Below are 18,611 nucleotides of genomic sequence, written 5' to 3'. Positions count from 1 at the left end.
TGTTCAAATCCCTCCAAGCGTGCTACAAACTGGTTAAGCAATGATCTAGCTGCTTGATAACGAAGGGAAAAATATGACGAAGTCGGAGCTGATCGAACGTATTGTCACCCATCAGGGGTTGCTCTCGTCCAAGGATGTAGAGTTGGCCATCAAGACCATGCTTGAACAGATGTCCCAATGCCTGGCGACCGGGGATCGCATCGAGATCCGTGGCTTTGGCAGCTTTTCTCTGCATTATCGTGCGCCTCGGGTTGGGCGTAATCCTAAGACTGGGCAGTCGGTGAGTCTTGAGGGCAAATTCGTTCCGCATTTCAAGCCGGGTAAAGAGCTGCGCGACCGGGTTAATGAAGAAGAACACGAACATCCTTGAGCGATGAAGGAGCAATCTGATGCGTAACTTCAAGCGCGCGCTGGGGGCGTTGTTCGTGCTGCTGTTGGCGGCTGTTGTGTTGTTCTTCGTGCTAGAGAACCAACAGGCCGTAGCGCTGGTGCTGTTTGGCTGGTCGGCGCCGGCGGTGCCTGTGGCCGTGCCGGTGATCGCGGCACTGGTGTTGGGGTTGGCGGTAGGTCCATTGCTGGGCGCCTACGGTGTGCAGCGCAGCAAGCGCAAGATTCGTGCATCGGCGCGGCAGGCGACAATGAGCGTTAATTGAGGCGAATTCCTATGCTTCATCAGGAAGTGTTCACCTGTGCGTCTGGTGCTGGAAATGAAGTAATAGCGGCTTCATTTTCAGTCCAGCTTGAGCGCGCAGTCGTATGAAATTTCCGTCCCTTTCTCACCATGGTGACGCCCGCAGCGTAACCGGTTCCTGCCACCAGCTTCACCTCGATCCGCTCACCAGTCTTTTGGTCGACTGTGGGCTCGAACAGGGGCGCGACGCTCCGCTTGGTGGGGAACCTACACCCATCGGCTTCGACATTACCGGCATCCAGGTGCTCATCATCACTCACGTTCATCTGGATCATGTCGGGCGTATCCCTGCGCTCCTAGCTGCGGGATTTCGCGGTCCCATCATCTGTAGTGAGCCTTCTGCCCGCCTACTGCCGCTGTTGCTCGAAGATGCCTACAAGCTGGGTATCAGTGCTGATCCTGACCAGATTGATCGCTACCTGGCGCTTTTGCAGCGACTGATCGTGGCGGTGCCGTTCGAGCAATGGCATACAGTTGTCGGGCGGGAGGGGGTAGTTTGCGCCATTCGTTTGCAGCGCGCTGGCCATCTGTTGGGGGCTGCCTATGTGGAGTGTGATGTGCGCTGCCCGGGTGACGAGACAAGTTCACGCATTGTTTTTTCAGGTGACCTGGGCACCCCGTGCAATCCATTGTTGCGCCCTGTGCAACCACCTGAGCGCGCCGATATCCTGATTTTAAAGGCGGGGAACTAAATTGGTGATTTACCTCTCTACTTCCGACTGATTTTTTTGAGTAGTCCCCAGACGCGATCGCAAAACGCCAGCTACGCTTTAATCTAGAGCCTGCAGATTTTCGCAGTGGCATTAAACCTGAGGTAGAGGGATTCGGTCAGACCCGAGGAAAACAGAATAAATGCACGATCGAAGTGAATATGTAGTAAATAGCCAGGGCACCAAAGTTGATTGGCTTGATGGTGTTTGGAAGCGCAAGCTCATAGTCATCGTAACCACACTTATTGTTTCAGGCGCGGCGTTTATCTACGGGCAACTAGCAACCCCGCTGTACGTGGCGAAAGTTTTTGTGCAGCCTCCGACGCAGAATGATATTGCGCCACTTAATTATGGGCGAGGAGGCAAGACGGGGCTGAATGCCTTGGCGGTGAAAGAGGTTTATGATGTTTATCTGCGTAACCTTCAGTCTGAGTCCTTGCGTAGGAGGTTTTTCGAGAATGTATACCTTGCGGGCATGAAGGGGGGGGCGCGTTCGGGATCGCAGGATGAGCGCTACGAGAATTTCCAGAAGACGCTTTCGATTGCGCTAGCTTCGAATGATGACCCTTCTCGTTACGCAGTTGCCATGGATTCATCTGATCCCCGCTTGGCTGCTGAATGGGTCGTTCAATACGCTGAGATGGCGGGGCGTCTTGCGCAACACCAGGTGTTGCAAGACGTCAAGGCGGACGCCTTGGTAAAGGCGCGCAATCTCGAGAGTGGGATTGTTTCTGATCTCGAGGGTGCGAGGATGGAGCGTGAGGATCGAATAGTTCAGTTGAAAGAGGCGCTGCGGGTGGCGCGCTCGGTAGGCCTGCGGAAGCCGCCGGTCATCTCCAGCAGCCTGTCGAAAGAGGTGTCAGGTGCGATGGACGGCTCCTTGATGTATATGCGCGGAACAGAGGCGCTTGAGGCTGAGATCGATAACTTGACCAAGCGCGCGTCGGATGAGCCCTTTATACGAAACTTGCGGCCTCGGCAAAAGATTGTGGAGTTCTACCGCTCACTCGAAATAAATGTCGATGGGCTGCGGGTTTATCGACAGGATGGGGTGGCCGAATTGCCCGACTTGCCAGTGAAGCCGAAAAAGGTATGGCTCTTTGTGCTTGGTCTGGTCGCCGGAGCTGCCCTGGGTGTCGTGATCGCGATGGCGCACATGGTCGTCGGGCAGCGAAAACTTCGCGCGCGCCTATGATCAGGTGGGGCGGCCAGGTGACTGGCTTCTTGGGTGGGCAGCTGTCACAATGCCGTCCTCATCGTCATTTTTGGACAAGGATGTTGTATCGGTCATGACCAAGTGTTCCTATCTCATGACAAGCTGCCTGCGAGGCGGGGAGCCTTTGCAGAGTTGGTGCCATGATTATACTCTTTTCGGCTCAAGAACCCGATTTTCCGGTGCTTCTCGTGCGTTGATTAATCTTGCAAATTCGACAGGCGTGATGCTGTGGCACTACGAAAATTCTAGTGCTTTCTCAGCCGATGTTGATATCTCATTGCTGTATCTTGCCCTGTGAGCTGCTGCGCTACCTGCAAGCGTTTATTGGGCGGGTGGCAATACCTCGCGTGCTATTCTGTCAACCAATCTCAGGGCTGGCCTTCGCTCAGGTCGTGTCTGCGCCAGCGCATGCCTGGCGAGCTCGCACGGATGTGGCGATCAGCGTGGGGCTGGGTTGGAGTGGTCTGCGTGGTGGGCGGGCATGGCAAAAGTTGCTTGAGTGAAAATAATTTGTATCGAGTTTTTATTTGGAGAATGGAATAATAAAATGCGCAGTCAGTCAGAGCGCTCGAATAAAGATGATGAGGTCGATATTTTCGAGCTGTTAAAGAAATTGTGGGGGCAGAGGCTGGTAATTATACTGGTTACGTTGGTAGTTACTGCGTTAGCGGCAGCCTATGCTTACTTTGCCACTCCAATATACGAAGCCAGGCTTTATAGTGATCCCCCCAGCAGGAATGATGTTTCTGCACTTAACTATGGTCGTGGTGGCGTGAGTGGCTTGTCGCTCGTTGAGCCAACTGATGTCTACTCTGTTTACTTGAGACACCTTCATTCAGAGTCGTTGCGCCGTGATTTCTTTCGAGAGTACTACCTGCCCATGGTAACGTCGGGGGTGTCGCCGAGTTCGGTAGATACCTTGTATCGACGTTTTAATCAGATACTGAAAGTAGTGCCGGTGTCGGGAAGCACCAACCGGTTCTATGTGCTTAGCCAGCTTTCGGATCCTGTTCAGGCTGTCGAGTGGGTCACACGCTATGCGGGGATGGCCGTTGATCGCGCAAAGCAGGAAATTCTCAAGGGCGCCCATGGAGAGGCGCAAGCGAAGGCTGACAGTCTTGAGCGTGAAATTGCAGCTCAGCGAGAAACCGTTCAGTTGCAGCGTAAGGATAGAATCGCTCAGTTGACTGAGGCATTGCGTGTTGCGCGCTCCGTGAATTTAGAGAATCCCCCCATCATTTCAAATAACCTCTCCAGTGAAATGGAGGGCTCATTGATGTACATGCGTGGCGCCAAGGCGCTGGAAGCGGAGTTGAGCAACCTTCGTGACCGTGGTTCTGATGACCCATTCATTGCCGGTTTACGCGCCAAACAAGAGTCTTTGAAGTTCTACCGTGGGCTCGAGGTGTTGCCACAGGCCTTCGATGTGTTCTGGCAGGATGGGTTGGCGGAATCTCCAGACACTCCACTCAACCCGCGGAAAGCGATGATAATCGTCTTCGGTATCCTCGCTGGGTTGGCGCTGGGTGTGTTGGTGGCGTTGGCTTTGCTCGCCAGAAAGCGATAAGCACGCACTTCTGCGGGAGCGGGCGGGCAATTCGTGGGGCCGAAACCTTGCGCTACCAACCAAGCTAGGGGTAGCGCATGAGGTTTCATGATCGCTACGTTCAGAGCGGCACAGTGTCTGAGGTTTGAGTGGTGTAAACCCCGTTCTTCAGATCAATCAATGGGCGTATCAAAAACTGACCCACCAGCGCGGGAGTATAATTGACGGTCCCGTAATTGCTACGGATATAGCTTTCGGTGGCGGCTACCAGGCCGGTGTCTAGGGCCTGTTGATTATAGTAGAGCATACCCTCCGTCGGGCTGTGCGCCAGGTTGAAAAACTGGCCGATCATCAGGCGATCAGCGCCGGTCTCTGTCCAGCCTTTTGCGTTGGCATTGACAGGGTAAATGTTGGTGAATTCGGGTGCTGCAATCATTTCGGAAACGCTCAGGCGGTGTCCGCTGGCGTTTTCATAGGCGACATTGTAGTCCGGGTCCTGGACTTCCCAAGCGCCGGTTTCGGGGTTCATGACTTCGATGAAGACATGACCCATCAAGGAGCCGGAATAGCGGGAAAATAAATAGATTGTTCTGGAGCGTATTCCGAGATTCTGTAGCAGTGCCTGCATGACTGTCGCGCGATTACCGCATAGAAGTTCCGGGCGAGTCGCTGTCGTATCGCCAGAGGCAATACGGTACAGTTGATCCATCACGTAAATATGATCGTTGCCGTGGGCTTGGTTCCATGTGCCTTCGCCGTGGTCGGAGTTCTTGTGGATGTATTCTCTTACTGCATCTGTTATCGGCAAGTTCAGCGAGTTGGCGTAGGATTTGATCAGGATGCTGGCTAGATCTGCCTTGCATTCCGCGGGGAGTAACAGACACTGCAAAAAAACTAACGCTGATAGTACTTTCATTGACCGTCCGTGTTGAAGATTGCTATTGCTTGCGAAATCATGGCGCCGCTTGAGAGGGCGTTATGGTATCGGGTGTACTTTCTGCTGTCAGCTGTCTTTCGGTGGGCAAGGGAATTTTTTTGAAAAATCAATTCCATATGTGTCGCCAGTCGCATTGTTCGATGGGTTCTGTAATCTACATTTGTAGGCAGATAGGCGACACAGGGCAGGTTTTCTATGCATTTTTGAGTATTTTTGCTTGGTGTGTGGTTTTTCGCTATGAAGGTTTCCGAATGCCTAGTGGCTTTTCGGGTGTAGGCCGTTCGATCATGAGTGCCCTCTGCGCGGCCATGTCTTCAGGCGGCAATTGGTTGTCGCGTTAGCTGCTCTTTCGTATCATTGGCCTTTCCTTTGCTGAAGGGGCGGTCGATGGCCAGGGCAGCTCGCCGCTGGGAAGCTGTCAAAGTGCAGGGGCTTGAGGAGTAGTTCGATGTCGAAATACAGTCAGGCATCGCGGAGATGCCTGTGCACTATTGAAATCTGGTCGGAGTCCCTGGTTTTCTGGGGGCGAGGTTAGTTATGAGTAATGCGTTTAACGCAGCGGCTCTTCTGGTTAATAAACTCATGACGTTTGCCTTGCTGTTCTTATTGGCAAAGTTATTGGGGGTTTCTGATTATGGTGTCTTTTCCTATTATTATGTAGTCATTACAGGGATTGCTTCCGTGGTTGGGGAAGGGGCCGCAATCGCGCTTTCCAGGTATGGTATTGCTCAAAGGGTGTCAGGTAATCAATGCCTGTTGTTGAGCATTGTTTTGCTGATGGCAGTGAGTGCTGGATTGTTGGGGATTACTGCCGCATGGCTGTTTCCTTACCAGGGGGCGCAAGCATCTTTCGAGTGGTCAGCGATGCCTTGGTGGGCATTTCTCTTTGCGTCATCCACTGTGTTCAACGTTGCGCTGACCGGTCTGATGTTTTCGTTGGGCGGAGTCAGGCGATGGCCGCTCGTTCAATTGGCTCAGGGGGGCGTTGGTTTCGTGCTGGTGGGTGCTGTTGCGCTGGCGGGCGCTTCGCCGGTCACGGTGCTGTCGGTATTATCGATGATGCCGCTATTTGCGCCGGCTTACGGTGCATGGGCTATATTGCGGGCGCATCGTGCTGAAGCCTGCCATCCCGTGACTGTGGTATCGCTCAAAGCGTTCTTGCAGAAATCAGGTATTTTTGCAATCTGGGGCGGAATGTTGTTTGGTGCGCCCGTGCATGTCATTTGCATGATTATCTTTGGCAAGGCAGCCGTGTCGATGGAGGAGGTGGGATACTTCAACCTCTTCTTCTTGTTTTATGTGCTGGTAACGGTGGTGCCTGCCTCGCTAAGCCCCTACCTGATTGTACAGCTCATGCGCAAGGGTATGGGCAAGTCATCCAGCTATCTGGCCGCAGGAGCAATAGTGGCTGTAGTACTGCCTCTGGGTCTCTATGTCGCACAGGGTGTTTGGTTGTGCTTGTTGGGCGAGCATGTTTGCGCCCGTGGAGATCTCCTGCCCTACGCGTTGATTGCGGGTGGGCTTGGGCTGGTGGTGACGCAATTGGTGCAAGTGATGCACAGCGCGAATCAAAGCCGATTTGTAATGCTAGCGGGGCTGGTTTACGCACTTGCCTATTTTTCAGTCGTGTGCGCGTATGCGGTGCAGGGAGAGATGACGGCAAATCAGCAGTTCAGCGCGTTTGCATTGGCTCTGATCGCGCAGCTTCTGGTGCTGGGATGGCGATGGGCTTCTCGTACAGATGTCGCAGTTGGCCAGGGATGATTTGTAGGCGTTTTGCGTTAATGCCGGGATAAGGGCTGGAGGTGGGTAGTGATAGAAGTTGGGATTTTTGCATGTTTGCTAATGTGGTTGGGGGCACTGCTCTACTGTGTGTCTCTCAAGCGCTACCTGGTGTCGCTTTATCTCTTATGCTACTCGGTTCCTTTTTTGGCTCTCATGAGGGGGATGTGGGCAGAGCAGATCGTCTTGTGGCCTATTGGTAATTACACGTTTGATGTCAATGCCACAATCATTTTTCGTTTCACGCTCGTCTGGGGAATAGGGTTGGTGGGCTCGCTGGTGGCGTTGTTTTTTGTCAACTTGACCGAGCGCGTTAATCTGAAGGTATACGAAGAGCGTGCTGTCAGCGTCGAGTCGGTGCGCTACCTGGCTTGGTTTTTCTGTGGGGTATCGATTCTTTATATCGTTGCGCGGACATTGATGCCTGAGCAGGTATTCGCTGTGTTCACGGGGATCGAGTCATTTGCAGTTTGCTCTATCCTGGTATTTTTTGCCTATGCGTTACTCCGTGCTCGCGTTGGGTTGTTGCTGGTTTCATGGGGGCTGGCAATCGGCTATGCATATGCTAATACCCGGACAGGCGATCGCGACTTTGTCGTGCTGTTCGTCGGTATGATGCTGGGGAGTATTTTTTACTGGAGCCGATATATTTCGCTTAAGGCGCTGATGCTGATTGGTGTATTGGCGGTTGGCGTTCTCATGAGCGGTGTGTATATCTCAATGGTGAGGATGGATGTGCCGTTGACTGAGGAGAATATTGCCCAGTACCTGCTCTACAACTCTTGGAATGCTATTGTTTTGCCCATGGTTGATCAGCTTTCCAATCATTGGTATGGCGATCATCTGAGGTATGGTAAAACATATTTCGATATGGTTGTTTCGATGGCGCCCTCTCCCATCTATAGCTTCTTTGGCGCAATCAAACCCATTACCTTGGATAACCCGGCAGACTGGTACTATATCTACGGGCTGGGCGGGATGCATGCGGCAGGTGTCGGTTTCGAGAACTTTGGTTTGATGGGCGTGTTACTGGATGCGCTATTTAGCATGACGCTCTTGCTGCTGGTTGATCGACACAGTGAAGGACGATCCTATTTTCGGTATCTGCTTTACATGCTTCTGAGTGCGTCGATCATGCATTGGCTTTGGTATGGCGCGATGTATGTCTTGAACATGCTGATGTTTTTTGTCTTGCTGGTGATGCTTTTCAATGGGGGAAGGTTCTTGGGCCGCGTACTCAGGGCGGCCGCTCGTCAGGTCGCTGCAAACGGGCAGAGGAATGAGGGTTGCGTGTGATCTCTGGCTCAGCGCTGACAGTGCCAGAAGTCGCGGCTCGTTTCGAAGGGTGTATGGTATGCCATGCTGAGCCTGCAGATGTCTGTGGCGGTGCGCCAGAAGGTGTCGGTAGCGGGGCGTTCAGATTCTGTGTAGGGTTAGGCGCTGAAACAGATGAAAAATTCGGTGCGATAGCCTGTACGATGTATTCTGTCAGCGGTCAGGAGCCTTGAAACTGTGAATCCGTCGGTTTTCCAAGCGGTGAAGGTAGAGCTTTCAGTAGTGGATCTCGATGGATTGAGTGCTTTTTCTGGTTCGTACCAAAGATGAGTGTACGTGATTAACTTCTGGAAATAAAAATGCTCGAACTGAAAAATATCAAGCTCGCTGTGATCGGTCTGGGTTATGTCGGTCTCCCCTTGGCTGTTGAGTTCGGCAAACGCCGGAGCGTTGTGGGGTTTGATATCAATCTTTCCCGTATTGAGGCGCTGAGGGCAGGGCATGATGCCACCTTGGAAGTTGATGACGCAGAGCTCAAAAGTGCTGAGTATCTTTCGTATACTGCAAATGCCGCAGATCTCGAATCTTGTAACGTCTACATCGTAACAGTGCCGACGCCAATCGATGAGTACAAGCGTCCTGATCTGACGCCGCTGATCAAGGCCTCGAAGCTGATTGGCGAAGTACTGAAGCCGGATGATATCGTTATCTATGAGTCGACCGTTTACCCAGGGGCAACCGAAGAAGATTGTGTTCCGGTACTCGAGCAGTATTCTGGCTTAACGTTCAATGTCGACTTCTTTGCGGGCTACAGCCCGGAGCGTATCAATCCCGGAGATAAAGAGCATCGAGTAACAACCATCAAGAAAGTGACCGCCGGCTCGACGCCAGAGGCGGCGGACGTAGTCGACGCTTTGTATCAGGAAATCATTCTCGCCGGAACCCATAAGGCGAGCACGATCAAGGTGGCCGAAGCCGCAAAGGTTATCGAGAACACTCAGCGTGATTTGAATATTGCACTGATCAATGAGCTCGCCTTGATCTTCAACAAAATGGGTATCGACACTGAGGCCGTGCTGCAAGCCGCAGGCACCAAGTGGAATTTTCTGCCGTTCCGTCCAGGCCTTGTGGGCGGCCACTGTATCGGTGTGGATCCCTATTACCTCACTCATAAAGCTCAGAGCATCGGCTATCATCCCGAAATCATTTTGGCTGGCCGTCGGTTGAACGACGCGATGGGCGCTTACGTAGTGTCTCAGCTGGTCAAAGCCATGCTCAAGCGCCGGATTCACGTGGATGGCTCCCGGGTACTGATCATGGGACTCACCTTCAAGGAAAACTGCCCCGACCTGCGTAACACCAAGGTTGTCGATATCGTCAAGGAGTTGGCTGATTACAACATTGTCGCTGATATCTACGACCCTTGGGTGAGCGTAGCGGAGGCTGAGCACGAGTACGGTATTACCCCGGTGGTTTCCCCTGAGAATGGTGCCTATGACGGTATCATCCTGGCTGTTGCGCACGATCAGTTCAAGGCGATGGGCGACGAGCAGATTCGGGCTTTCGGAAAGCCGGAACACGTCCTTTACGATCTCAAGTACCTCCTTGCCGCAGAGGCCTCCGATCTGCGTCTATGAAGTGCGCTATGGCGCTGCAGATGATTGTCAGGAAACCTACTTGCATGGCGGAAATGATGAATAACTACGAAGTTGCAATGAATAAGCTCCAGCAAGAGCCTAAAAAATGGCTCGTTACGGGTGTTGCGGGGTTTATCGGCTCTAATTTGCTTGAAGCACTGCTGAAGCTGGATCAGCAGGTGGTGGGGCTTGATAACTTCGCTACCGGACATCAGCGCAATCTGGATGAAGTCAAAACTGAGGTTTCCCCGGCGCAATGGGCCCGCTTTACTTTCATCCAAGGCGATATCCGCAAGCTGGACGACTGCCACGCGGCCTGTGCGGGGGTCGACTTCGTCTTGCATCAGGCTGCATTGGGTTCAGTGCCGCGTTCGATCGCTGACCCGATCACCACCAACATGGCAAACATTGATGGTTTCCTCAATATGTTGGTGGCCGCGCGTGATGCAGGCGTCAAGAGCTTCACCTATGCCGCGAGCAGCTCTACGTATGGTGACCACCCGGGGCTGCCGAAAGTAGAGGATGTGATTGGCAAGCCGCTATCTCCTTACGCCGTAACCAAGTATGTGAATGAGTTGTATGCCGAGGTTTTCGCGCGAACCTACGGGTTTACCACCATCGGCCTGCGCTATTTCAATGTCTTCGGCAAGCGACAGGATCCGGATGGGGCATACGCTGCGGTCATTCCAAAATGGACGGCGGCGATGATCAGTGGCGATGATGTGTTCGTTAACGGCGACGGGCAGACCAGTCGTGATTTCTGTTTTATCGAGAACGTGATTCAGGCCAATCTGCTGGCTGCAGTGGCGGAAGACGAAAGGGCCCGCAACCAGATCTACAACGTTGCCGTGAGCGGTCGAACAGACTTGAATCAGCTATTCAATGCCATCAAGAAGCACTTGGCTGGCAACGGCGTGATTTACCACAAAGAGCCTGTTTACCGGGATTTTCGAGTGGGCGATGTACGTCATTCACAGGCTGATATTGCAAAGGCGCGGGCCCTGTTGGGGTACCTTCCGCTATTCAATATCGATGAAGGTATCGCCAAGGCTATGCCCTGGTATGTTTCATATTTCAGAGATTGATAGGTCGTCGTTGGCAGGGGCTCACTGCTTTGGGCACTGCTCGGCTTCAGCTGCATGACGATCCCTCAGCGTGAGACAGGTTTGGAAGACTCATCGAAAGGACGTGTCGAGCTTCGATTCGGTTTTTTCTCCTGTTCTTTCTGGTCAGATCGCCGTTCGGCGACATTCCACACGAGCCGCGAAATGAATTCGGGCGTGGTGCTCATTCAAGGCCACCAACGCCCGGATGCGCGGCGCTGGTACTAAATGCAGGCTGCGGGTGCTGTAGAGCGGCGCACTGCAGTCGGGTTCTGAGAGGTCGTAGACATCATGTGTGGTTTCGCGGGGTTGATAACGCCAAGCACAGGCAACTTGGTCGAGCGTGTGGAGCACATGCTGGCGCCACTTTTTCATCGCGGGCCGGATGACCAAGGTACATGGACGGATGCATCGACCGGCCTGGCGCTTGGCCATCGGAGATTGGCGATTGTCGACCTGTCCGCGCATGGTCACCAACCCATGCATTCCGTCAGTGGGCGATACGTCATCATTTTCAATGGTGAAATCTACAACTTCGCCGACTTGCGCAAGGATATCGAGTCCGCAGGCAGTCATGTCGACTGGCGTGGCCACTCGGACACCGAGGTTTTGCTTGCAGCATTCGAGTTGTGGGGCATCGAGTCTTCGCTTGGTCGAGCGGTTGGCATGTTCGCCATCGCAGTATGGGATAAGCAGAATCAGGTGCTGACCCTGGCCAGGGACAGGATTGGTGAAAAGCCGCTTTACTATGGGCGCATCCATAACGAATTCTATTTCGCTTCCGAATTGAAGGCGATAAGAGCCCAGTGTTCCCAGCACCTCGAGATTGATCGCAATGTGCTCGCCGAATATATGCGCTTTGGCTACATTCCGGCGCCTCACTCGATCTATCAAGGACTTTACAAGCTGCAGCCCGGGCACATGCTTGAAGTTTCAGCTCAAGGTGTGGCTAATGAGCCACGTGCCTACTGGCAGCTTGACGCCGCTGTGGCCCAGGAGACACGAAGAGTATTTGAGCAGGCTAGCGATGATGAGGTACTGAATGAGGTTCATGACCGAGTCGCCGCAGCAGTGAAGTTGCAGTCTTTCTCTGATGTCCCTGTCGGTGCGTTTCTGTCGGGCGGCGTCGACTCAAGCCTTGTGGTGTCATTGATGCAAGCCCAGAGCTCCAGCCGGGTTCGCACGTTCACCATTGGTTTCGAGGAAGAAGCGTTCAATGAGGCGCCGTATGCTCGCGACGTCGCTGAGCATCTGGGTACCGACCACACGGAGATGTACGTCAAGGCGCTGGACGCCGCGGCTCTGATTCCGTTGCTGCCCAAGATATACGATGAGCCGTTCGCTGACTCCTCCCAGATCCCGACGACGTTGGTGTCCAAGCTGACCCGTGAGCATGTGACGGTAGCATTGACTGGCGATGGTGGAGATGAGCTTTTCGCCGGGTATCCTCGCTATCCGATCACTGCCGGGCTATGGAACAAGGTCAGCAAAATTCCTATGCCGTTGCGCCGCGCCGCTGGTTCGCTACTCGCGATGCCATCGGCGTCGGATTGGGACAAGGTCACGGGTATGTTACCAGCGCGTTATCAGCGCTCGATCAACGGGCGTCGAGTCAACCGTATGGGGCAGTTGATGAAGGCTCGCAGCCTGGGAGAGATGTATATCCGTCTGATGTCTCATTGGCAGCCCGAAGACAATCTGGTCATTGGCGGATCCTGTGGAGGATTCGACAGTTTTCCTGCCTATGACAATGGCAGCATTGCCGCCATGAGGCGCTGGGACGTCAATCAGTATTTGCCGGATGATCTGCTCGTGAAGGTGGATCGGGCTACGATGTATTCAAGCCTGGAGTCCAGAGCGCCGCTGCTCGATCACCGTGTTGCCGAGTTGGCATTCTCACTTCCTGAACATTTCCTTGTGCGTGAGAATGTCGGAAAGTGGTCGTTACGGAAGGTGCTGGATCGCTATGTGCCCAGGCAGTTGATCGAACGGCCCAAGGCGGGCTTTTCCATCCCGCTTGGGGATTGGCTGCGTGGGCCACTTCGGTCGTGGGCAGAGGACTTGCTGGACCCTTCGCGGCTGGCCAGTGAGGGTTATTTGGACACCGATAAAGTCAGCAGGATGTGGACTGAGCATCTTTTGGGTAAATTCGATCGAAGCGTGAACATCTGGAATGTTCTGATGTTCCAGGCTTGGCTCAGGGAAATACAGCTGCCTCAGCAATTCAAGGCGGCTGACGTTGGTAAGGAAGTATTCAATTGAAGATCGTGATCAATGCCTTTTCTGCCAGGTTGGGTGGCGGGCAGACCTATCTGGTAAACTTGCTCAAGCATATTCCGCAGCACGATAATCTTCGCATCATCGTGCTGGCCCCGGCCGATCTCAAGCTGCCAGAGCACCCGGCCATCAGTCGCTATGCGCCCAGCTATTCGCTGAACAATCCGTTGGTGCGTACCGCTTGGGAAAAGTTACTGCTGCCGTCCTATCTGCGCAAAGTGAAGGCCGATGTCCTGTTCTGCCCGGGTGGCGTGGTCGCCACCCGGGCACCGGTGGGTTGCAAAGTGGTGACCATGTTCCGCAACATGATCCCTTTCGATAAACGCGTGCTCGGTTATCTTCCATTCGGCTTGCAGCGCATTCGCAGCTGGCTTTTGTACCACACTATGCTTCGTAGCATGTCGGGTGCAGACCTCACGATCTTCATTTCCGATTTTGCGCGTGGCGTGATCGAGAATCTCGCGACTGTTCCGAACGCTGTGACCATTCCTCATGGCATTGGCGAGGAGTTCAGAACCTTCGACAAGCAGTTGCCTCGTCCCGGGCGCTTGCCAATCGAGTCTTACATGTTGTACGTGTCTCGTTTCGACGTGTACAAGCACCATTACGAAGTCGTGAGTGCCTATGCAAAACTCCCCGCCAAATATCGTGATCGGGTGCATCTGGCCTTGATTGGCGAGTCCGACATGCCCGGTGCAGAGCGGGTGCACGAACTGATCAATAACCTGGGGCTAGGCGAGCGTGTCATCATCTTGGGAGCAGTGCCCTATGCAGAGCTTCCAGCCTACTACCACCATGCCGAACTGGCATTGTTTGCTTCTTCGTGTGAAAACTGCCCGAACATCATGCTGGAAGCGTTGGGTGCCGGACGGCCAGTGCTGTCTTCCGACGTGATGCCGATGCCGGAGTTCGGTGCGCAAGCGGCTGCCTATTTTTCGCCTTTCGATGCCGATGACATCAATCGGGCGATGGTCACCGTATTGTCGGATTCAGATTACGCCCAACGCCTTGCCGATGCGGCTGCATTGCAATGCCAGAATTTCAACTGGTCCAAGACGGCAGCCTCGACCTGGGCGGAAATTTTTCAATTGGTGGCACATGCAAAATAATTCCCATGGCCAGCCGTTGAAGGTATTGGTGCTCAGTCAGTACTTCTGGCCCGAGTCATTCATCATCAATGATGTCGTGAGGCTGCTTCACGAGCAGGGTCACGAGGTGGTGGTCGCCACCGGAAAGCCCAATTATCCAGAGGGCCGTTTTTTCCCCGGCTACCGGTTCTGGGGCGTTCAGCACGAACGCTATCTTGAGAAAGTGGATGTGTTTCGTGTGCCTCTCTACGCCAGAGGCGAGGGCGGTGCCAGGAAGCTTGTGCTGAATTACCTGTCATTTGCCTTCATTGGTTTGTTTGCGTTTCCGTTCCTCTTGCGCAAGCGCAGGTTCGACGCGATTTTCGTCTTTGCCCCTTCTCCATTGACGCAGGTTATTCCGGCCATTGCCTTGAAGTGCATCAAGCGTGCGCAATTAACGGTCTGGGTGCAGGACCTGTGGCCAGAAAGCTTGGCGGCAACTGGCTACATCAAGAGCCCGCTGGCGCTGAAAGTGGCTGGTTGTTTCGTCAAAGGCATCTACGCCTTCTGTGACAAGCTATTCGTGCAGTCCAAGGCCTTTTTTGATCCGGTAGCGCGTTACGCACGACGTGACAAGATCGTGTGGTACCCCAACAGCATCGATGCCACCGAGGTCGCGCCTACAGCACAAGTGCCTGAAGAGTTGATACGGACGCTAGACGAGCATTTCTGCGTCGTATTCGCTGGCAATCTCGGCACTGCTCAGGCTCTGGATACGGTCGTGGATGCAGCCATCATGCTCAGTGATGAGCCTCAGATTCGCCTGGTCATGGTGGGAAGCGGTAGCAGACTCGGTTGGCTAAAGGAGCAGAAGGCCCTTCATGGGCTGGATAACCTGATTCTGCCTGGCCGTTTCCCGATGGATACAATGCCTCAGGTTTTCGAGCGCGCGGGAGCGTTGCTTGTTACCCTGAACGCCGATGAAATCTTCACCCAGACGATTCCCAGCAAGGTACAGGCTTACCTGGCGGCTGGTCGACCAATCATTGCCTGCTTGGATGGGGAAGGGGCGAGGGTGGTGGTGGACGCAGGGGCTGGCATGAGCACGCCGGCCGAGCAGGCCGAGCCATTGGCGCAAACCATTCGAAGAATGCGTTCAATCGGTGAGGACGAGCGTGAAAAAATGGGACGTGACGGCAGGGCCTATTTCGACGCTCATTTCGATATGCGTCATCAAGTTGAGTCTCTGGTAAAAATGCTTAAGATGTCCGGTGAACAGGAGTAATTATGCGGGTTTTGGTTCTTGGCGTTACCGGTATGCTGGGCAACGCGGTATTCAAGGTTTTCGACAACGACGATAACCACGAGGTATGGGGCACGCTGCGCAGTGCTTCGGCTCTGAAAAGCTTCTCGCAGGCTAGCCTTGACCGCTTGATCACCGGTGTCGACGTGCTCGATGCCCAGGCCTTGATCGCCGTGTTCGAACGCGTGCGTCCCGAAGTCGTCATCAATTGTGTCGGTCTGATCAAGCAATTGGCCGACGCCAAAGACCCTCTCACCGCCTTACCCATCAATTCCTTGTTGCCACACCAGCTTTCACGCCTGTGCGCGCTTGCCAATGCGCGGCTCATTCAGGTCAGTACCGATTGTGTCTTCTCCGGGCGGCAAGGGCACTATCTGGAGAGTGACACCTCTGACGCAGAAGATCTGTACGGCAAGTCCAAGTACATTGGCGAGCTTCATGATGCGCCGCATGCAATCACGTTGCGGACCTCGATCATTGGTCATGAGTTGAGCTCGAGCCAATCACTGGTTGACTGGTTTCTGTCCCAGGAGGGCGAGGTAAGAGGCTTCTCCAAAGCCATTTTCTCCGGGCTGCCGACGGTCGAACTGGCCCGCGTCATGAAAGATTACGTCTTGCCCCGGCCAGCCCTGAGTGGTTTGTACCATGTTGCGGCGCAACCGATTTCGAAGCTTGACTTGCTGCAGATCGTGGCGGCGCAGTATGGCAAGGACATCACCATCGTGCCGGATGACAAGCTGGTCATCGATCGATCGCTGGAGAGTGGTCGTTTCCGTGAGGCAACGGGTTACGAAGCTCCGCCATGGCCTGAGCTGATTCGAATCATGTGGGCAGGACGATAGTCGCTGTCCTGCGTAATTTGCTTGGATGCTGCTGTGCCCGTCGACTATCTCCCCAAGCGGCATGGCTCACGTTAATTGGAAAATTCGAACATGTTTGATAATAAAGTCTTGATGATCACTGGCGGTACTGGCTCGTTCGGCAATGCCGTGCTGAAGCGTTTCCTCGATACCAATGTACGAGAGATTCGTATTTTCAGCCGCGATGAGAAAAAGCAGGAGGACATGCGCATCGCGTTCGCCAATGAAAAGCTCAAGTTCTATATTGGCGACGTTCGTGACTACGATAGCCTCAGGCATGCCATGGTCGGCGTTGATTACATTTTCCACGCGGCGGCTTTGAAGCAGGTTCCGTCCTGCGAGTTCTACCCGATGGAGGCGGTTCGCACCAACGTGCAGGGCACGGAAAACGTACTTAACGCTGCCATTGCCAGCGGTGTTCAGCGTGTGGTGGTACTGTCGACCGACAAGGCCGTATACCCAATCAATGCCATGGGTATCTCCAAGGCCATGTCGGAAAAATTGATGGTTGCCAAATCGCGCATGATTCCGGTCGGCGGCACGGTAGTCTGCGCCACCCGTTACGGCAATGTCATGGCTTCGCGTGGCTCGGTGATTCCGCTGTTCATCGATCAAATGCGCTCCGGTGAGCCGCTGACCCTGACCGATCCCAACATGACGCGCTTCCTGATGTCGCTGGAAGACTCCGTGGATCTGGTACTGCACGCCTTCGAACATGGCCAGCAGGGAGATCTTTTCGTACAGAAAGCCCCGGCATCGACCGTGGGTGTACTGGCCCAGGCGCTCATCGAACTCTTCGCTCCCGACAGCAAACTTCGGGTTATCGGTACCCGTCACGGTGAAAAGCTCTACGAGTCGCTGGTCTCGCGTGAAGAGATGGCCAAGGCAGAAGACATGGGGCGCTACTATCGCGTGCCTGCGGATAACCGTGACCTCAACTACAAGAAGTATTTTGTCGAAGGGGAGGAGAAGATCTCCGAGCTGGACGACTATACCTCGCACAACACCGAGCGCCTGGATGTCGAAGGCGTGAAGCAGTTGCTCATGAAACTCGACTACATCAAGGAGCAACTGAATGCTTAAAGTCATGACGCTGGTCGGCACCCGCCCAGAACTCATCAAGATGAGCCGGGTCATCGCCGAGCTCGATCGACAGGTCCATCATGTGCTGGTCCATTCTGGACAGAACTACGATTACGAATTGAACCAAGTGTTCTTCGACGACCTGGAAATTCGTAAGCCCGATCATTTCCTGGGCGCTGCTGGCGAAACCGCGGCACAAACCATTGCTGAGGTCATCGCCAAGGCCGACCTGGTGTTTGAACTGGAGAAGCCGGACGCGCTGCTGCTTTATGGGGATACCAACACGTGCCTCTCGGTCATCGCGGCCAAGCGTCGTAAGATTCCTGTATTCCATATGGAAGCGGGCAACCGCTGCTTCGATCAGCGCGTGCCTGAAGAGTTGAACCGCAAGGTGCTCGATCACCTGTCGGACATCAACATGGTGCTGACCGAGCACGCGCGGCGGTACCTGATTGCAGAAGGGATCCGCCCGGAAACCATCATCAAGACCGGCTCGCACATGCATGAGGTGCTCGATCACTACATGCCGAAGATCAAGCGTTCTGATGTACTGGAGCGCAGCGGCCTGGAAGCGGGCAAGTTTTTCATCGTCAGCACCCACCGCGAAGAGAACGTCGACAGTCCGGAAAACCTGCGTGACTTGTTGACGACGTTGCGTGCGCTGGTGAGCGAGTACGGCTATCCGGTGATCGTGTCGACTCATCCACGGACTCGCAAGCGCCTAGAAAGCTTGGGCGAAAGCCTGGACGATCCGCTGATCCGTTTCGTGAAGCCCTTTGGCTTGCTCGATTACATCAGCCTGCAGATGTCTGCTTTCTGTGTGCTGTCTGACAGTGGCACCATCACCGAAGAAGCGTCGTTGCTGAACCTGCCTGCGGTGACATTGCGCAACGCGCATGAGCGTCCCGAGGGCATGGACGAGGGCACTCTGATCATGAGTGGTCTGAAAGCGGAGTCAGTACTTGCTGCGATCAAGGTGATCACCAGCCAGCATCAGGGTGAACGTCGCCTTATTCCAGTCGTTGCCGATTATGAGGGGGGGCCGGTATCGCAGCAGGTCGTGCGTGTGGTGTTGAGTTATACCGATTACATCAATCGCACCGTGTGGCGGAAACACTGAATGG

Annotated in this window: 15 protein-coding genes and 1 pseudogene; 15 read left to right on the top strand and 1 reads right to left on the bottom strand. The window is 54.1% G+C overall.

Features of this window, described 5'->3' with window-relative positions; genetic code table 11:
• Nucleotides 1-73 precede the first annotated feature (73 nt).
• From ihfB to ACNFHO_RS06265, 5 genes and pseudogenes are all read left to right on the top strand, one after another.
• Nucleotides 74-370, top strand: a complete 297-nt coding sequence (ihfB, locus tag ACNFHO_RS06285) for an integration host factor subunit beta (RefSeq protein WP_186719038.1) — start codon at nucleotides 74-76, stop codon at nucleotides 368-370.
• Nucleotides 371-389: 19 nt separating this feature from the next.
• Entirely contained in the window at nucleotides 390-653 is a 264-nt protein-coding gene (locus ACNFHO_RS06280) for a lipopolysaccharide assembly protein LapA domain-containing protein (RefSeq protein ID WP_416765658.1), read from the top strand.
• 103 nt (nucleotides 654-756) lie between these two features.
• Nucleotides 757-1,374: pseudogene (locus ACNFHO_RS06275) on the top strand (MBL fold metallo-hydrolase); the annotation flags it as partial.
• 169 nt (nucleotides 1,375-1,543) lie between these two features.
• Nucleotides 1,544-2,596, top strand: coding sequence for a Wzz/FepE/Etk N-terminal domain-containing protein (locus ACNFHO_RS06270; RefSeq protein ID WP_416765657.1), 1,053 nt, complete (start codon nucleotides 1,544-1,546; stop codon nucleotides 2,594-2,596).
• A 568-nt stretch (nucleotides 2,597-3,164) separates the two neighbouring features.
• The gene (locus tag ACNFHO_RS06265) at nucleotides 3,165-4,184 is read left to right on the top strand and encodes a Wzz/FepE/Etk N-terminal domain-containing protein (RefSeq protein WP_416765655.1); all 1,020 of its coding nucleotides are present in this window, start codon (nucleotides 3,165-3,167) and stop codon (nucleotides 4,182-4,184) included.
• A gap of 100 nt (nucleotides 4,185-4,284) precedes the next feature.
• On the opposite strand, the gene ACNFHO_RS06260 is transcribed toward ACNFHO_RS06265, so the two are convergent.
• Entirely contained in the window at nucleotides 4,285-5,079 is a 795-nt protein-coding gene (locus tag ACNFHO_RS06260; RefSeq protein ID WP_416765653.1) for a hypothetical protein, read from the bottom strand.
• A 558-nt stretch (nucleotides 5,080-5,637) separates the two neighbouring features.
• Between ACNFHO_RS06260 and ACNFHO_RS06255 the strand changes: the two genes are divergently transcribed.
• The 10 genes from ACNFHO_RS06255 (at nucleotide 5,638) to wecB (ending at nucleotide 18,607) form a co-directional block, all read left to right on the top strand.
• Complete coding sequence (locus ACNFHO_RS06255) at nucleotides 5,638-6,864, top strand: hypothetical protein (protein WP_416765651.1); 1,227 nt, start codon at nucleotides 5,638-5,640, stop codon at nucleotides 6,862-6,864.
• 129 nt (nucleotides 6,865-6,993) lie between these two features.
• Nucleotides 6,994-8,178: a hypothetical protein gene (locus tag ACNFHO_RS06250; RefSeq protein ID WP_416765650.1), complete on the top strand. Its 1,185-nt coding sequence runs from the start codon at nucleotides 6,994-6,996 to the stop codon at nucleotides 8,176-8,178.
• A 338-nt stretch (nucleotides 8,179-8,516) separates the two neighbouring features.
• The gene (tviB, locus tag ACNFHO_RS06245) at nucleotides 8,517-9,794 is read left to right on the top strand and encodes a Vi polysaccharide biosynthesis UDP-N-acetylglucosamine C-6 dehydrogenase TviB (RefSeq protein WP_416765649.1); all 1,278 of its coding nucleotides are present in this window, start codon (nucleotides 8,517-8,519) and stop codon (nucleotides 9,792-9,794) included.
• A 56-nt stretch (nucleotides 9,795-9,850) separates the two neighbouring features.
• The gene (locus ACNFHO_RS06240) at nucleotides 9,851-10,879 is read left to right on the top strand and encodes an NAD-dependent epimerase/dehydratase family protein (protein WP_416765887.1); all 1,029 of its coding nucleotides are present in this window, start codon (nucleotides 9,851-9,853) and stop codon (nucleotides 10,877-10,879) included.
• Nucleotides 10,880-11,188: 309 nt separating this feature from the next.
• A complete protein-coding gene (gene asnB, locus ACNFHO_RS06235; protein WP_416765647.1) occupies nucleotides 11,189-13,159 on the top strand; it encodes an asparagine synthase (glutamine-hydrolyzing) in 1,971 nt (656 codons plus the stop codon).
• 5 nt (nucleotides 13,160-13,164) lie between these two features.
• Nucleotides 13,165-14,283: a glycosyltransferase family 4 protein gene (locus ACNFHO_RS06230; protein WP_416765885.1), complete on the top strand. Its 1,119-nt coding sequence runs from the start codon at nucleotides 13,165-13,167 to the stop codon at nucleotides 14,281-14,283.
• On the top strand, nucleotides 14,273-15,526 hold the full coding sequence (locus ACNFHO_RS06225) for a glycosyltransferase family 4 protein (protein ID WP_416765646.1): 1,254 nt from the start codon (nucleotides 14,273-14,275) through the stop codon (nucleotides 15,524-15,526). The genes ACNFHO_RS06230 and ACNFHO_RS06225 overlap by 11 nt, the downstream gene beginning before the upstream one ends.
• Before the next feature lie 2 nt (nucleotides 15,527-15,528).
• A complete protein-coding gene (locus ACNFHO_RS06220; protein ID WP_416765645.1) occupies nucleotides 15,529-16,386 on the top strand; it encodes a dTDP-4-dehydrorhamnose reductase family protein in 858 nt (285 codons plus the stop codon).
• Between the two features lie 90 nt (nucleotides 16,387-16,476).
• Nucleotides 16,477-17,487 carry a polysaccharide biosynthesis protein gene (locus ACNFHO_RS06215; RefSeq protein ID WP_186719051.1) on the top strand — a complete coding sequence of 337 codons (1,011 nt, stop codon included), beginning with the start codon at nucleotides 16,477-16,479 and terminating at the stop codon, nucleotides 17,485-17,487.
• Nucleotides 17,480-18,607: a non-hydrolyzing UDP-N-acetylglucosamine 2-epimerase gene (gene wecB, locus ACNFHO_RS06210; protein ID WP_416765643.1), complete on the top strand. Its 1,128-nt coding sequence runs from the start codon at nucleotides 17,480-17,482 to the stop codon at nucleotides 18,605-18,607. The genes ACNFHO_RS06215 and wecB overlap by 8 nt, the downstream gene beginning before the upstream one ends.
• The last annotated feature ends 4 nt before the right edge of the window (nucleotides 18,608-18,611 follow it).

It is taken from the genome of Pseudomonas sp. NY15374 (assembly GCF_048068255.1).
Lineage (GTDB): Bacteria > Pseudomonadota > Gammaproteobacteria > Pseudomonadales > Pseudomonadaceae > Aquipseudomonas > Aquipseudomonas machongensis.
Note: the sequence above shows the minus strand (reverse complement) of the source record. Positions and strands in the feature narration are given on the sequence as shown.

Bases quoted from the DNA above. Each gene is read 5' to 3' on its own strand.
- ihfB (WP_186719038.1), top strand. From the start codon at position 74: ATGACGAAGTCGGAGCTGATCGAACGTATTGTCACCCATCAGGGGTTG.
- ACNFHO_RS06280 (WP_416765658.1), top strand. From the start codon at position 390: ATGCGTAACTTCAAGCGCGCGCTGGGGGCGTTGTTCGTGCTGCTGTTG.
- ACNFHO_RS06270 (WP_416765657.1), top strand. From the start codon at position 1,544: ATGCACGATCGAAGTGAATATGTAGTAAATAGCCAGGGCACCAAAGTT.
- ACNFHO_RS06265 (WP_416765655.1), top strand. From the start codon at position 3,165: ATGCGCAGTCAGTCAGAGCGCTCGAATAAAGATGATGAGGTCGATATT.
- ACNFHO_RS06260 (WP_416765653.1), bottom strand. From the start codon at position 5,079: ATGAAAGTACTATCAGCGTTAGTTTTTTTGCAGTGTCTGTTACTCCCC.
- ACNFHO_RS06255 (WP_416765651.1), top strand. From the start codon at position 5,638: ATGAGTAATGCGTTTAACGCAGCGGCTCTTCTGGTTAATAAACTCATG.
- tviB (WP_416765649.1), top strand. From the start codon at position 8,517: ATGCTCGAACTGAAAAATATCAAGCTCGCTGTGATCGGTCTGGGTTAT.
- ACNFHO_RS06240 (WP_416765887.1), top strand. From the start codon at position 9,851: ATGAATAACTACGAAGTTGCAATGAATAAGCTCCAGCAAGAGCCTAAA.
- asnB (WP_416765647.1), top strand. From the start codon at position 11,189: ATGTGTGGTTTCGCGGGGTTGATAACGCCAAGCACAGGCAACTTGGTC.
- ACNFHO_RS06225 (WP_416765646.1), top strand. From the start codon at position 14,273: ATGCAAAATAATTCCCATGGCCAGCCGTTGAAGGTATTGGTGCTCAGT.
- ACNFHO_RS06220 (WP_416765645.1), top strand. From the start codon at position 15,529: ATGCGGGTTTTGGTTCTTGGCGTTACCGGTATGCTGGGCAACGCGGTA.
- ACNFHO_RS06215 (WP_186719051.1), top strand. From the start codon at position 16,477: ATGTTTGATAATAAAGTCTTGATGATCACTGGCGGTACTGGCTCGTTC.
- wecB (WP_416765643.1), top strand. From the start codon at position 17,480: ATGCTTAAAGTCATGACGCTGGTCGGCACCCGCCCAGAACTCATCAAG.